Genomic DNA, 12901 nt, shown 5'->3' with positions numbered 1-12901 from the left:
TTTCTAACCCTTGGTGAATTTCTTTAGTAATAATTCTGGACTTTATATCTTTAGGTTTATCAGATAATAATAATTCTATGCCACCTTGTTGATACTTAATCGCCCAGCGTTCTTGTGCTCTTGTTGATACACCCAAATAATAAGCAAGTTCGTGTCTGGTTTTAAAACGTTTTTGTTTTAATTCTATTAACCAAATTAGGCGTTTCTCTATTCTAAAAACAGTTTGTTGTTTGCGAAGTGTTTCAAGCGTAGAAACAGATTCTTGTATTGTAAATTCTTTCGGTTTTGCCATAGTGAAAGATACTAAAATATAACGACTTTTACTATTTAAAATGGTATAAACTACTCCACATCGCAAGTATCTATCATTACCAATCAACTTTTAGAAGATATTAAACTTTGACAAAACAGACCTTTAGAAGATGAGACTGCCTTTTCAGACAGCCTCTTTTTTATAAAAAAAAGTGACCAAAATTAAAGTAAAGTGTCTTAAAATTATTGATAACTAAAATTTTATACATCATGTTAAAAAAAAGTATTATTATTTTATTGGTACTATTAGCTCTAAGTTGTGGCGATAAAAAAGAAAAGGAGAACTCAGATAGCAAGACTATCATTGAAGAAGTAAGCACCGAACTAAAACAAGAAATAGAGTCTTTAGAGGCTGTTACAGAAGAGATTAAAAATGCAGAAGAAAGTATAGAAGCATCCATTAAGAAACTGGATGATATGTTAAACAAAATAGAAAACTAAGATTATGAAAAAATCACTTAAAACTATATTTACAGTTATATTACTAGTAGGATTTGTAACTATTGGATTTGCTCAAAAACCTGAGCATGCTGGTAAAAAGGAAAAAACAGAAAAGAAAATTAAGAAAGAGAAAAAAGTAAAAAAGGAGAAGAAAGAAAAAATTAATGAGGTTGATGAAAAGGGTGGTGCTTATGGAAAAGATAAATATGGATTAGAAGGAAAAGCATATGGACAGGAGCGTGCAAGACAAGCTAAATTAAAAAAAGAAGAGAAAGTTAAAGAACTGGAAACTACGGTAGAAAGAGGTGAGTCAAAAGCTAATAAAGCTAGAGAGCGTGTAAAAGAAGTTAAGGAAAACCTTAAAACACAAAAAAAGGAAGGGAATATAACTAAGGAAGAGTATGATGAAAAAATGGAAAAGCTAGAGGCTATTGAAAATGAAGCTGATACTCTGGAAAAGAAAGTTAAAAAAGGTAAAAAATTAAGAAAATCAGAAGCGATTTTATAGCACTATGAGTAAATTTTATAAAGGAGGCTGTCTGAAAAGGCAGTCTTTTTTTAATCAAGCTTTTTGAACCCTAATATTGAAAACTAAAAATAATCAAAAAGAAAATCGCCTAAAAATTACTTTTTAGACGACTTCCTCTTTTTTATTTTATACCCTTAACTTTATCAGAAAAAAGCATAACTTGGTTTACTTTTGCTGAACTTGTTTTAGTAACGGCGTGGATATAAACCATATTAGCAGACAGTTTATATTCAATAGCATTAATTAAGTGTAATATAAATGAACAAAATCACTGAAGATCAAGACCTGACTGATGACTTATCAGAGTTTCGTCTAGAGTCTGAATTGCATCTTCACAAATTTGGATTCTATCCAGAATTTATTGATTTACTTAAAAATGGTTCCAAAAAAGAGTTTATAAAACATTCAACAGCCTTTTTCGAAACAAAAGAAATTAATAATCCATTGGTTGAGCATATAGACAAACTAAAAACTATACGTAACAAATTACTTGCTCATAACCAAGATATTGAAATTGACACTTTTGTACCATATAAAATGACCTATGAACTAATAGACCATGGGAAACAAGTTTTATCTTTCTTTGCTTTAACCTATGCTGGAATACATCTAAAAGGAGGAAATGAATACATAACTAATCGCCCTAGTAATGAATGGGGGGAAATATTTGAAAAATTCATAGAAAAATGTAACTAAAAAACATTGTGCCTGACCTTTAGCATTTTAGCTATCTTAGTACCAACACAGCGCATATTAACTTTACCGTAAAACGAACTCTTTAAAAAATTAATCCCGAATTAACGGTATTGTAGAACATCGCAATAAACCCTCTTGTTTAGCTATTTCTGCATAAGGGACTTCTTCAACAGTAAACCCTTGTTTACGCAACCAGGTATTTAATCGTGTAAAGTTTTGCTCAGAAATAATAACATCTTCAGAAATTGAAAACACATTACTATTCATGTTGTACATTTCTTCTTTGGTTATTTCGAATACGTTTTCTTTTCCGAAAAAATGAACTAACCATTCATACTCCTTTTCAATTAAAAAACCGTTTTTATGAATAATAGCTTTATTGATTCCTACAGGTTGAAAACAACAATCTAAATGCAACGCATTTTCTTTAGCGTTGGTATTAGATTTTCTAAGCTCAAACGATTTTACGATCTTATCTGGAAATAATTCTTGAATGGCTATTACGGCATCTATATTTGTTCTAGCTGTTATTAAATTGGGGTAATCTTCTCCCGAATATGTGCCTATAAAAATATAATCGTTCCATGGCATCACATCGCCACCTTCAACATGGCACTTCGGCGGCAAAATAATTCTGTCTTCATTTTCAATTTGATTCCATAAATATCTTATAGCTTCAACTTCTTCTTCTCTGTTGGGTAAAATGTTTGCTTTTATAATTTTATCTTCAATAGCAAAAGCAATATCGCGCGAAAATATTTGGTTGCAATCTTTTATAACTTTTGGTCTGTAAACCGTAATATCGTACTTTTTAAAAACAGCAGCAACAGCTTCCATTTCATTAATCATATCGGCTTCTTTTGGGTAAGTACCTGCCAAAACATGCTCTATACTTTTAGGGTCGTAGCAATCTTCAACTTTTGGTGTTGGCCCATTACTTTCTGCCGTACCTAAAACAACTGCTCGTAATAGAGAGGTTTCATTTTTAATGTTTAATTTTAACATGCGACAAACGTAAAAAATATATTCTTTTTTTCAGAATTTTTTAACAATAATATTTAATTTCTATTAATTCATTAAAAACATATAAACACAAAACAAAAAAGCCTCATAAAAATATGAAGCTTTAATTACAGTAAATACAAGTATCTTATCTTTTTTCTATGGTTTTAAAAGCGCGTTGAGTTTCACCAATATATAATTGCCTTGGTCTGCCAATTGGCTCTTTTCTTAATCTCATTTCGCGCCACTGTGCTATCCAACCTGGTAAACGACCAAGCGCAAACATTACCGTAAACATATCTGTTGGAATACCCATAGCTCTGTAAATTATACCTGAATAAAAATCTACATTTGGATATAATTTACGCTTAACAAAATAGTCATCCTTTAAGGCTTCTTGTTCTAAACCTTTTGCTATATCTAAAATTGGATCTTCAACACCTAAGTCACCAAGTACTTCGTCTGCAGCTTTTTTTATAATTCTAGCTCTTGGATCGAAGTTTTTATAAACACGATGCCCAAAGCCCATCAATCTAAACGGATCAGTCTTATCTTTTGCTTTAGCCATATATTTTTTGGTGTCGCCACCATCTTCTTTTATAGCTTCAAGCATTTCTAAAACAGCTTGGTTTGCACCGCCATGTAATGGTCCCCACAATGCTGAAATACCTGCTGATAATGATGCAAATAAACCTGCATGAGACGACCCCACAATTCTTACCGTTGATGTAGAACAGTTTTGTTCGTGATCAGCATGAAGAATTAATAACTTATCTAAAGCATCAATTAATATTGGGTTTTGAATATATTGTTCTTCATTTGGCTGTTTAAACATCATTTTTAAGATGTTTTCGACATATCCTAAATTAGAATCTCCATAATACAAAGGCAAACCTTGTTTTTTACGCATAGTCCAAGCTACTAACACTGGAAACTTACCTAAAATACGCACAACAGAATTGTACATATCTTCTTCTGAATCTACATTTACTGAAGACGGATTAAAAGCTGTTAAAGCACTTGTAAGTGATGATAATACACCCATTGGATGAGCCGATTTTGGGAAAGCGTCTAAAATTTTCTTAACATCATCATCAACAACAGAATGCTTTTTTATATCAGAATGAAATTTATCTAGTTGTCCTAGTGTAGGTAATTCTCCAAAAATTAGTAAATAAGCAACTTCTAAAAAATCTGCTTTTTCAGCTAATTCTTCAATACTATACCCTCTATATCTTAAAATTCCTTTCTCGCCGTCTAAAAATGTGATAGCACTTTCACAAGACCCAGTATTTTTATAACCTGCATCAATAGTTATAACGCCTCCTGTTACGCCTCTTAATGTTTTAACATCTATTGCAACTTCATTTTCTGTTCCAACAACTATAGGAAATTCGTGTTTATTTCCATTAACCTCTAACGTAGCTTTATCTGACATATAGTTAAATTTTCTTTTAAGATTGCTGCCATAATCGACTTTACGAAATTACGAAATATCTCTCTATTTTTAAAAGGTTAGCACAAACGATTTAGCTATTTTTAATATTATTAATATTGATAATAAATAAAAAAAGTGATTACTAAAAATAGTAACCACTTTTTAAATAAAATGCAAAACGCTTTTATTTTATTTTAAAAGCTTTCTCTTGAGGAAAATAAGCAACCTCTCCAAGCTCTTCTTCTATACGAAGTAATTGATTGTACTTTGCCATACGATCGCTACGTGATGCAGAACCCGTTTTTATTTGACCTGTATTTAATGCAACAGCTAAATCTGCAATAGTATTATCTTCTGTTTCTCCAGAACGATGAGACATTACCGACGTATAACCTGCATTATGCGCCATATTAACAGCTGCTATAGTTTCAGTTAATGTACCAATTTGGTTTACTTTAATTAAGATTGAATTGGCAATACCTTCTTCAATACCACGAGATAAACGCTCAACGTTGGTTACAAACAAATCATCTCCTACTAATTGTACTTTATCTCCAACTAATTCTGTTAAATATTTCCAACCTTTCCAATCGTTTTCATCCATACCATCTTCAATTGAAATAATAGGGTATTTAGAAACAAGTTCAGCTAAATAATCAGCTTGCTCTTTACTAGATCTTACCTTACCTGAAGCGCCTTCAAATAAAGTATAATCATACTGACCGTTTTCATAAAACTCAGCTGAAGCACAATCTAATGCTATCTTAACTTCATCTCCAAATTTATAGCCTGCGTTTTCAACTGCTTTTGCAATAGTTTCTAAAGCATCTTCTGTTCCTCCTTCTAAGTTTGGTGCAAAACCACCTTCATCTCCAACAGCTGTACTTAAATTTCTATCGTGCAATACTTTTTTAAGATTATGAAAAATTTCAGTTCCCATTTGCATAGCGTGAGTAAAGTTTTTTGCTTTTACTGGCATAATCATAAACTCTTGAAAAGCAATTGGTGCATCGCTGTGCGAACCTCCATTAATGATGTTCATCATTGGCAACGGTAAAGTATTACCAGAAACGCCACCAACATAACGATATAATGGCAATCCAAGCTCGTTAGCTGCTGCCTTAGCTACAGCTAAAGAGACGCCTAAGATAGCATTGGCTCCTAATTTTGATTTGTTTGGAGTACCATCTAAATCGATCATCATTTTATCAATTAAATTTTGCTCGAAAACAGAAACGCCTAATAATTCTTCTGCAATAACTGTATTAACATTTTCTACCGCTTTTAAAACGCCTTTTCCCATGTAGGTATTACCACCATCACGCAACTCTACTGCTTCGTGCTCTCCTGTAGATGCTCCAGAAGGGACTGCTGCTCTTCCTAAAACATTATTTTCTGTAACTACATCAACTTCAACTGTTGGGTTCCCTCTAGAATCTAAAATCTGTCTTGCGTGGATATTAATTATAACACTCATAATTGGTTTCTTTTTAATCGTTTAATGACTTCAAATTTACGGCTAAATCTTGTTTTATTTTAGATGTTTTTTAAGAATTTAATAAAAATGCATCTACAACGTTTTAGTGCTTCGACTTCGCTCAGCAATCAAAAACCGACAAGCCTATTTTATGAAACTAGTTTTTGCTTTTCTTGATGTTTTCAATAAATTGATCGAAAAGATATTCTGAATCATGCGGTCCAGGACTAGCTTCTGGATGGTACTGCACAGAAAATACATTTTTATTCTTCATAGCTAAACCAGCTACAGTATGATCATTTAAATGCACATGAGTAATTTCTAGATCTGGATGTGCCTCAGACTCTTCTCTGTTAACAGCAAACCCATGATTTTGCGAAGTAATTTCTCCTTTTCCTGTTATTAAATTCTTTACAGGGTGATTAATTCCTCTATGCCCATTATGCATTTTGTAAGTTGATACACCATTTGCTAAGGCTATAACTTGATGCCCTAAACAAATACCAAATAGCGGCAAATCTCTTTTAATAATTTCTTTAGCCACTGCTTGCGCTTTTTCTAGTGGTTGTGGGTCTCCTGGACCATTGGATAAAAAATAACCATCTGGATTAAATGCTTCTAAATCTTCAAACTTAGCATTGTATGGAAACACTTTAATGTAAGCGTCTCTATTTGCAATATTTCTAAGAATATTCTTTTTAATTCCAATATCTAAAGCGGCTATTTTGTAAGTTGCATTTTCATTACCAAAATAATATGGTTCTTTAGTTGATACTTTTGAAGCCAATTCTAAACCATTCATTGATGGCACTTCTGCTAGTTTCTTTTTTAAGCCATCTATATTATCAACTTCTGTAGAGATAACAGCATTCATTGCACCATTATCACGAATATAACTTACCAAAGCACGCGTGTCTACATCTGAAATTGCTAATAAGTTATTATCGTTTAAAAAGTCTTCTAAAGATTTATCGGCATCTTCTCTTGAATACACATAGCTAAAGTTTTTAACTATAAGTCCCGCTATTTTGATGGAATCTGACTCTACTTCATCTTTATTTGTACCGTAATTACCAATATGAGCATTGGTAGCCACCATAAGTTGTCCGTAGTATGAAGGGTCTGTAAAAATTTCTTGGTAACCAGTCATTCCTGTATTAAAGCAAACTTCGCCAAACGCAGAACCTTGTTTACCACCTACTGCTTTACCATAAAAAATAGTACCATCTGCTAGTAGAATAATGGCTTTTTGTCGTTTTCTATATTTCATTAAAAAAAAAGTTTTACAAAATTGCACAAAAAAAAGGATAATCTAAAATAGATTATCCTTTATATATTAAATGCTTATTAACATTTATTCTTCTTCGTTAGATGCTTTAGTTTCAACTGGAGCAGCTACAGCAGGTTTAGATCCGCCTCTTCTACTTCTTCTAGTTGTTTTCTTCTCTTTTTTACCTGCATTATAAATTTCGTTATAATCTACAAGTTCTATCATTGCCATATCGGCATTATCACCTAAACGATTACCAAGTTTAATAATTCTTGTATAGCCACCTGGTCTGTCTCCAACTTTAGTTGCTACTTCTCTAAATAATTCGGTTACAGCTTCTTTTTGTCTTAACTTAGCCATAACAATACGTCTATTGTGTGTTGTATCTGCTTTAGATTTAGTAATCATTGGCTCAACAAATTGCTTTAATGCTTTTGCTTTAGCCACTGTTGTATTAATACGTTTATGCTCTATTAAAGAGCAAGCCATATTAGCCAACATTGATTTTCTGTGAGCTGTTTTTCTGCCTAAGTGATTGATTTTTTTTCCGTGTCTCATGACATTTGTTTTATCATCTTGCTACCAAACTCATTCCGATAGTTATCGGGTTGAGGAGCAAAATATGATTAATTAATCTTTATCTAATTTGTATTTTGATAAATCCATCCCGAAGTTTAAACCTTTAACATTTACAAGCTCTTCAAGCTCTGTTAATGATTTCTTACCAAAGTTACGGAACTTCATTAAGTCATTTTTATTGAATGATACTAAGTCTCCTAAAGTATCAACTTCTGCTGCTTTTAAACAATTTAATGCACGTACAGATAAGTCCATGTCAATTAATTTTGTTTTAAGTAACTGACGCATATGTAATGATTCTTCGTCATAAGTCTCAGTTTGTGCAATTTCATCAGCTTCCAAAGTGATACGCTCGTCAGAGAATAACATAAAGTGGTGAATTAACGTTTTAGCAGCTTCTGTTAAAGCATCTTGAGGTGTAATTGAGCCATCAGTAATGATTTCGAAAACTAATTTTTCGTAATCTGTTTTTTGCTCAACACGATAGTTTTCAATGCTGTACTTAACATTTTTAATTGGTGTGTAAATTGAATCTGTAAAGATAGTTCCCATTGGTGCAGAAGATTTTTTATTTTCTTCAGCAGGAACATAACCTCTACCCTTTTCAATAGTAATTTCCATGTTTAAATTAACTTTAGGATCTAAGTTACAGATAACTAATTCTGTATTTAATACTTGGAATCCTGAAATGAATTTTTGAAAATCACCAGCTGTAATTTTTTCTTGTCCAGAAATTGAAATAGAAACTGATTCGTTGTCTATGTCTTCAATTTGTCTTTTAAAACGAATTTGTTTTAAGTTTAAAATAATTTCTGTAACGTCTTCAACCATGCCTGCTATTGCAGAAAACTCATGATCTACACCTTCTATTCTAACTGAAGTAATTGCAAATCCTTCTAGAGAGGATAATAATACTCGTCGTAATGCATTACCAACTGTTAGACCATAACCAGGTTCTAATGGTCTGAATTCGAATTTACCTTCGAAATCAGTAGAATCTATCATGATTACTTTGTCGGGCTTTTGAAAATTAAATACTGCCATATTGTTCTTCGTTTTAATTGTTATTTGGTTGCGCGATTTAAAAGTTTGAAGAAGACTAATAAATCCTTTGGCCAAATACCAATATGATTAATTTATTATTTAGAATATAATTCTACAATGAATTGTTCGTTAATGTTTTCTGGAATTTGAATTCTAGCAGGAACAGAAACGTATGTTCCAGATTTAGTATCGTTATTCCATGTAATCCATTCGTAAACGTGACTTGAATTAGAAAGTGATCTATCAATAGCGTCAAGAGATTTTGATTTCTCTCTAACAGCAACAACATCTCCAGCTTTTAATTGATAAGATGGTATGTTTACCAACTCGCCATTAACTGTAATGTGTCTATGAGAAACTAATTGTCTTGCACCACTTCTAGAAGGAGAAATTCCCATTCTGTATACTACATTGTCTAATCTAGACTCGCAAAGTTGTAATAAAACTTCACCTGTAATACCTTGTGCTGCTCTTGCTTTTTTAAATAAACCTCTAAATTGACGCTCTAAAATACCATAAGTGTATTTAGCTTTTTGTTTTTCCATTAATTGGATTGCGTATTCAGATTTTTTTCCACGACGTCTTGCATTTCCGTGTTGACCTGGAGGATAATTTCTTTTCTCGAAAGATTTATCTTCTCCAAAGATAGCTTCACCAAATTTTCGAGCTATTTTAGTTTTAGGACCAGTATATCTTGCCATTTTAATTGTTTTTAAGAGTGATTATGAATTAAGGTCTTAATCTTATCCTTCGATAATCTTTTTGTCTCTTGTTGATACTTGTTAATTATTATTTTTCAGTTTGCAAATTTACACATAAAAAACTAATACCAACTGCAAATCAGTTGATATTAATTTCAATATATATTTACCTAAACTCTTCTACGTTTTGGAGGACGACAACCATTGTGTGGTAATGGAGTAACATCTATAATTTCTGTTACTTCTATACCAGCGTTATGGATTGAACGAATAGCAGATTCTCTACCATTACCAGGTCCTTTTACATAAACTTTTACCTTTTTTAAACCAGCTTCTTGTGCTACTCCAGCAGCATCTTCAGCAGCTAATTGTGCAGCGTAAGGTGTGTTCTTTTTAGAACCCCTAAATCCCATTTTACCAGCCGAAGACCATGAAATTACATCGCCTTTTTTATTGGTTAATGAAATAATAATGTTGTTAAAAGATGCTGTAATGTGAGCTTCTCCAACAGCGTCTATAACAACCTTGCGTTTTTTTGTGCTTGTTTTTGCCATATTATTTTTAGTTCTTAGTTTTAGTTGATAGTCGCTAGAATCCTAAACCTTTTAAATTTCAAACAGATTCCTTCCAACGTCTAAATACTAAAAGACTAATTATTATTTCGTTGCTTTTTTCTTATTAGCAACAGTTTTTCTTCTACCTTTTCTTGTTCTAGAGTTGTTTTTAGTACGTTGTCCTCTTAATGGAAGACTTGCTCTATGACGAATACCTCTGTAACATCCAATATCCATTAATCGCTTAATGTTTAATTGTGTTTCAGAACGTAATTCACCTTCAATTGTAAATGTTCCAACAGCTTCACGAATGCCAGCTATTTGATCATCTGTCCAATCTTGAACTTTAATACTTTCATCAACTTTAGCTGAAGCTAAAATATCTTTTGCTCTACTTCTACCTATTCCGTAGATATAAGTTAAAGAGATTACTCCTCTTTTATTTTTTGGTATGTCTACACCTGCAATTCTTGCCATAGCTTATCCTTGTCTTTGTTTGAATCTAGGATTCTTTTTGTTAATTACGTAAAGTCTACCTTTTCTGCGCACGATTTTGCAATCTGCACTTCTTTTTTTAACTGATGCTCTTACTTTCATCTTGTTAGTATCTATAAGTTATACGAGCCTTCGTTAAATCGTAAGGACTCATTTCTAATTTCACTTTATCTCCTGGTAACAACTTAATGTAATGCATACGCATTTTACCAGAAATATGTGCTGTCACAATGTGACCATTTTCTAATTCTACACGGAACATGGCATTTGATAATGCTTCTATAATTGTTCCGTCTTGTTCTATTGCTGCCTGTTTTGCCATAGTATATATATTAAGCGCTAGCTTTTCTATTTTTACCTGTTTTCATCAAGCCATCGTAATGTCTATTTAACAAATAAGAGTTTATTTGTTGCATAGTATCAATTGCAACCCCTACCATAATTAATAGTGAGGTACCTCCAAAAAACAATGCCCATCCTTGACTAACTCCCATAAGCTTAACAATAAATGCTGGGAACACAGCAATAAGCGCTAAAAATATAGAACCTGGTAAGGTAATTTGCGACATTATTTTATCTAAATACTCCGAAGTTTCAGAACCTGGACGAATACCCGGGATAAAACCACCACTACGTTTTAAGTCATCTGCCATTTTGTTTGTAGGTACTGTGATTGCTGTATAAAAATATGTAAATACAATAATTAGCAAAGCAAAAGTTACATTATACCAAAATCCAAAAAGATCAGAATAATTGGTTTGCATCCAAGCACCAACTGTTGAATCTTTTAAAAATGAAGCCCCTCCAATCCAACTAGGAACAAACATAATTGCTTGTGCGAATATAATTGGCATTACACCAGAAGCATTAAGCTTTAAAGGAATATATTGTCTTGATCCTCCAGCCGCTGCTCTTTCATAACCACCACTCGCCGTACGTCTTGCATATTGTACCGCAATTTTTCTAACACCCATAACTAACATAATAGAAGCTAAAATAATTACAAACCAGATAACTAATTCAAAAAGAATTAACATTACGTTATTACCTTCTAATCTTGTCGCTGCATTTTGTATAAATGATTGTGGTAACGTTGCAATAATACCTACCATAATTAATAATGATATACCATTACCAATACCTCTATCGGTAATTTTTTCACCTAACCACATCGCAAAAACACACCCTGTCACTAAAATAACTACGGACGAGAACATAAAAATAGATGTAGAAGCCCCTGGCACTAAAAGTGCAGAAATTGATGAAACTCCAGATAAACCTGGTAGTCCCGCCAAATAAGCAGGCGCTTGTAATAAACAAATAGCAATGGTTAACCAGCGTGTTATTTGCGTTATTTTCTTTTGCCCACTCGCACCTTCTTTTTGTAATTTTTGAAGGTAAGGAATGGCAATACCCATTAACTGTACAACAATAGAAGCAGAAATGTAAGGCATGATACCCAAAGCAAATACCGAGGCATTAGAAAAACCTCCACCTGTAAAGGCACTGATTAAACCTAAAATACCATCAGCTGTATTATTCTTTAAATTAACTAAAACCTCTGTATTTATTAAAGGCAATGTAACTTGTGCACCAAAACGATAAACTAATAACAGACTCAATGTAACTATGATTCTGTTTCTTAGTTCCTCAATTTTCCAAACATTTTTTATTGATTCTATAAATTTCATACTTATAATAAAATATTATAATGTTATTGCTTCTCCTCCAGCAGCTTCAATAGCAGCTTTTGCTGAAGCAGTAAACTTATGAGCAGATACTTTTAATTTTGCTTTTAACTCACCTCTTCCTAAAATTTTAACCAAATCATTTTTTCCAACTAAACGGTTAGCGAAAAGTGTTTCAAAATCTACTGTATCTTTTATTTTCTTATCATCAACCATTTGTTGTAAAGTGTCAAGATTTACACCTTGATATTCAACACGGTTAATGTTAGTAAAACCAAACTTAGGCACACGTCTTTGAAGTGGCATTTGACCACCTTCAAATCCTAGTTTTTTAGAATAACCAGAACGCGACTTAGCTCCTTTGTGACCACGAGTTGCCGTACCACCTTTACCAGAACCTTGTCCTCTACCTACTCTTTTACCTTGGTTTTTTACTGAACCTTCTGCAGGTTTTAAATTACTTAAATCCATTTTTCAGTTTATATTTTTAAGCTTCTTCTACAGAAACTAAATGTGAAACTTTAGCAACCATACCCAAAATATTAGGTGTAGCTTCGTGCTCTTTTACTTGACCAATCTTTTTAAGACCAAGAGCTTCTAAAGTTCTTTTTTGTCTTTGTGTACGATTGATTGCGCTTTTAACTTTTGTTACTTTAATCTTTGCCATCTCTGTCT

Annotated in this window: 17 protein-coding genes and 1 pseudogene; 3 read left to right on the top strand and 15 right to left on the bottom strand. The window is 32.5% G+C overall.

What is annotated here, in order from left to right; translation table 11 throughout:
• Window positions 1-292, bottom strand: a pseudogene (locus tag L3X37_RS04095) (helix-turn-helix domain-containing protein); the annotation flags it as partial.
• A 206-nt stretch (window positions 293-498) separates the two neighbouring features.
• On the opposite strand from L3X37_RS04095, the gene L3X37_RS04090 reads away from it, so the two are divergent.
• The 3 genes from L3X37_RS04090 (at window position 499) to L3X37_RS04080 (ending at window position 1978) form a co-directional block, all read left to right on the top strand.
• Window positions 499-753, top strand: a complete 255-nt coding sequence (locus L3X37_RS04090) for a hypothetical protein (protein ID WP_237238897.1) — start codon at window positions 499-501, stop codon at window positions 751-753.
• 4 nt (window positions 754-757) lie between these two features.
• Window positions 758-1261 carry a hypothetical protein gene (locus tag L3X37_RS04085; RefSeq protein ID WP_237238896.1) on the top strand — a complete coding sequence of 168 codons (504 nt, stop codon included), beginning with the start codon at window positions 758-760 and terminating at the stop codon, window positions 1259-1261.
• Between the two features lie 279 nt (window positions 1262-1540).
• Window positions 1541-1978 (top strand): hypothetical protein, encoded by a 438-nt coding sequence (locus L3X37_RS04080; protein ID WP_237238895.1) that lies wholly within the window; start codon window positions 1541-1543, stop codon window positions 1976-1978.
• A gap of 90 nt (window positions 1979-2068) precedes the next feature.
• Here the strand turns inward: L3X37_RS04080 and L3X37_RS04075 are convergent, their stop codons facing one another.
• The 14 genes from L3X37_RS04075 to rpmD form a co-directional block, all read right to left on the bottom strand.
• Window positions 2069-2983 carry a dimethylarginine dimethylaminohydrolase family protein gene (locus tag L3X37_RS04075; RefSeq protein WP_237238894.1) on the bottom strand — a complete coding sequence of 305 codons (915 nt, stop codon included), beginning with the start codon at window positions 2981-2983 and terminating at the stop codon, window positions 2069-2071.
• A gap of 145 nt (window positions 2984-3128) precedes the next feature.
• The gene (locus tag L3X37_RS04070) at window positions 3129-4418 is read right to left on the bottom strand and encodes a citrate synthase (RefSeq protein WP_237238893.1); all 1290 of its coding nucleotides are present in this window, start codon (window positions 4416-4418) and stop codon (window positions 3129-3131) included.
• 184 nt (window positions 4419-4602) lie between these two features.
• Window positions 4603-5895: a phosphopyruvate hydratase gene (gene eno / locus L3X37_RS04065; RefSeq protein ID WP_237238892.1), complete on the bottom strand. Its 1293-nt coding sequence runs from the start codon at window positions 5893-5895 to the stop codon at window positions 4603-4605.
• Between the two features lie 157 nt (window positions 5896-6052).
• Window positions 6053-7165 (bottom strand): glutamine-hydrolyzing carbamoyl-phosphate synthase small subunit, encoded by a 1113-nt coding sequence (gene carA, locus L3X37_RS04060; protein WP_237238891.1) that lies wholly within the window; start codon window positions 7163-7165, stop codon window positions 6053-6055.
• 84 nt (window positions 7166-7249) lie between these two features.
• Window positions 7250-7723 (bottom strand): 50S ribosomal protein L17, encoded by a 474-nt coding sequence (rplQ, locus tag L3X37_RS04055; RefSeq protein ID WP_237238890.1) that lies wholly within the window; start codon window positions 7721-7723, stop codon window positions 7250-7252.
• A 72-nt stretch (window positions 7724-7795) separates the two neighbouring features.
• Window positions 7796-8788, bottom strand: coding sequence for a DNA-directed RNA polymerase subunit alpha (locus L3X37_RS04050; protein WP_237238889.1), 993 nt, complete (start codon window positions 8786-8788; stop codon window positions 7796-7798).
• Window positions 8789-8883: 95 nt separating this feature from the next.
• Window positions 8884-9489: a 30S ribosomal protein S4 gene (gene rpsD, locus L3X37_RS04045; RefSeq protein ID WP_237238888.1), complete on the bottom strand. Its 606-nt coding sequence runs from the start codon at window positions 9487-9489 to the stop codon at window positions 8884-8886.
• A 170-nt stretch (window positions 9490-9659) separates the two neighbouring features.
• Window positions 9660-10043 carry a 30S ribosomal protein S11 gene (gene rpsK, locus L3X37_RS04040; RefSeq protein ID WP_237238887.1) on the bottom strand — a complete coding sequence of 128 codons (384 nt, stop codon included), beginning with the start codon at window positions 10041-10043 and terminating at the stop codon, window positions 9660-9662.
• A 102-nt stretch (window positions 10044-10145) separates the two neighbouring features.
• The gene (gene rpsM / locus L3X37_RS04035; protein ID WP_237238886.1) at window positions 10146-10520 is read right to left on the bottom strand and encodes a 30S ribosomal protein S13; all 375 of its coding nucleotides are present in this window, start codon (window positions 10518-10520) and stop codon (window positions 10146-10148) included.
• Window positions 10521-10523: 3 nt separating this feature from the next.
• Window positions 10524-10640, bottom strand: a complete 117-nt coding sequence (gene ykgO, locus L3X37_RS04030; RefSeq protein ID WP_013305171.1) for a type B 50S ribosomal protein L36 — start codon at window positions 10638-10640, stop codon at window positions 10524-10526.
• A gap of 4 nt (window positions 10641-10644) precedes the next feature.
• Window positions 10645-10860, bottom strand: coding sequence for a translation initiation factor IF-1 (gene infA, locus L3X37_RS04025; RefSeq protein ID WP_007094967.1), 216 nt, complete (start codon window positions 10858-10860; stop codon window positions 10645-10647).
• Window positions 10861-10870: 10 nt separating this feature from the next.
• Window positions 10871-12229: a preprotein translocase subunit SecY gene (secY, locus tag L3X37_RS04020; protein ID WP_237238885.1), complete on the bottom strand. Its 1359-nt coding sequence runs from the start codon at window positions 12227-12229 to the stop codon at window positions 10871-10873.
• Between the two features lie 15 nt (window positions 12230-12244).
• Window positions 12245-12697 (bottom strand): 50S ribosomal protein L15, encoded by a 453-nt coding sequence (gene rplO / locus L3X37_RS04015; protein ID WP_237238884.1) that lies wholly within the window; start codon window positions 12695-12697, stop codon window positions 12245-12247.
• A gap of 16 nt (window positions 12698-12713) precedes the next feature.
• Window positions 12714-12893, bottom strand: a complete 180-nt coding sequence (gene rpmD / locus L3X37_RS04010) for a 50S ribosomal protein L30 (RefSeq protein ID WP_099563536.1) — start codon at window positions 12891-12893, stop codon at window positions 12714-12716.
• Window positions 12894-12901 lie beyond the last annotated feature (8 nt).

Source organism: Wocania arenilitoris (assembly GCF_021728535.1).
Classification (GTDB): domain Bacteria; phylum Bacteroidota; class Bacteroidia; order Flavobacteriales; family Flavobacteriaceae; genus Wocania_A; species Wocania_A arenilitoris.
The sequence above is the reverse complement of the archived record's forward strand: the minus strand, read 5'-3'. Positions and strand labels throughout refer to the sequence as shown.

Excerpts from the sequence above, each read along its gene's own strand:
- L3X37_RS04085 (WP_237238896.1), top strand. The coding sequence starts at position 758 with ATGAAAAAATCACTTAAAACTATATTTACAGTTATATTACTAGTAGGA.
- L3X37_RS04080 (WP_237238895.1), top strand. The coding sequence starts at position 1,541 with ATGAACAAAATCACTGAAGATCAAGACCTGACTGATGACTTATCAGAG.
- L3X37_RS04075 (WP_237238894.1), bottom strand. The coding sequence starts at position 2,983 with ATGTTAAAATTAAACATTAAAAATGAAACCTCTCTATTACGAGCAGTT.
- L3X37_RS04070 (WP_237238893.1), bottom strand. The coding sequence starts at position 4,418 with ATGTCAGATAAAGCTACGTTAGAGGTTAATGGAAATAAACACGAATTT.
- eno (WP_237238892.1), bottom strand. The coding sequence starts at position 5,895 with ATGAGTGTTATAATTAATATCCACGCAAGACAGATTTTAGATTCTAGA.
- carA (WP_237238891.1), bottom strand. The coding sequence starts at position 7,165 with ATGAAATATAGAAAACGACAAAAAGCCATTATTCTACTAGCAGATGGT.
- rplQ (WP_237238890.1), bottom strand. The coding sequence starts at position 7,723 with ATGAGACACGGAAAAAAAATCAATCACTTAGGCAGAAAAACAGCTCAC.
- L3X37_RS04050 (WP_237238889.1), bottom strand. The coding sequence starts at position 8,788 with ATGGCAGTATTTAATTTTCAAAAGCCCGACAAAGTAATCATGATAGAT.
- rpsD (WP_237238888.1), bottom strand. The coding sequence starts at position 9,489 with ATGGCAAGATATACTGGTCCTAAAACTAAAATAGCTCGAAAATTTGGT.
- rpsK (WP_237238887.1), bottom strand. The coding sequence starts at position 10,043 with ATGGCAAAAACAAGCACAAAAAAACGCAAGGTTGTTATAGACGCTGTT.
- rpsM (WP_237238886.1), bottom strand. The coding sequence starts at position 10,520 with ATGGCAAGAATTGCAGGTGTAGACATACCAAAAAATAAAAGAGGAGTA.
- ykgO (WP_013305171.1), bottom strand. The coding sequence starts at position 10,640 with ATGAAAGTAAGAGCATCAGTTAAAAAAAGAAGTGCAGATTGCAAAATC.
- infA (WP_007094967.1), bottom strand. The coding sequence starts at position 10,860 with ATGGCAAAACAGGCAGCAATAGAACAAGACGGAACAATTATAGAAGCA.
- secY (WP_237238885.1), bottom strand. The coding sequence starts at position 12,229 with ATGAAATTTATAGAATCAATAAAAAATGTTTGGAAAATTGAGGAACTA.
- rplO (WP_237238884.1), bottom strand. The coding sequence starts at position 12,697 with ATGGATTTAAGTAATTTAAAACCTGCAGAAGGTTCAGTAAAAAACCAA.
- rpmD (WP_099563536.1), bottom strand. The coding sequence starts at position 12,893 with ATGGCAAAGATTAAAGTAACAAAAGTTAAAAGCGCAATCAATCGTACA.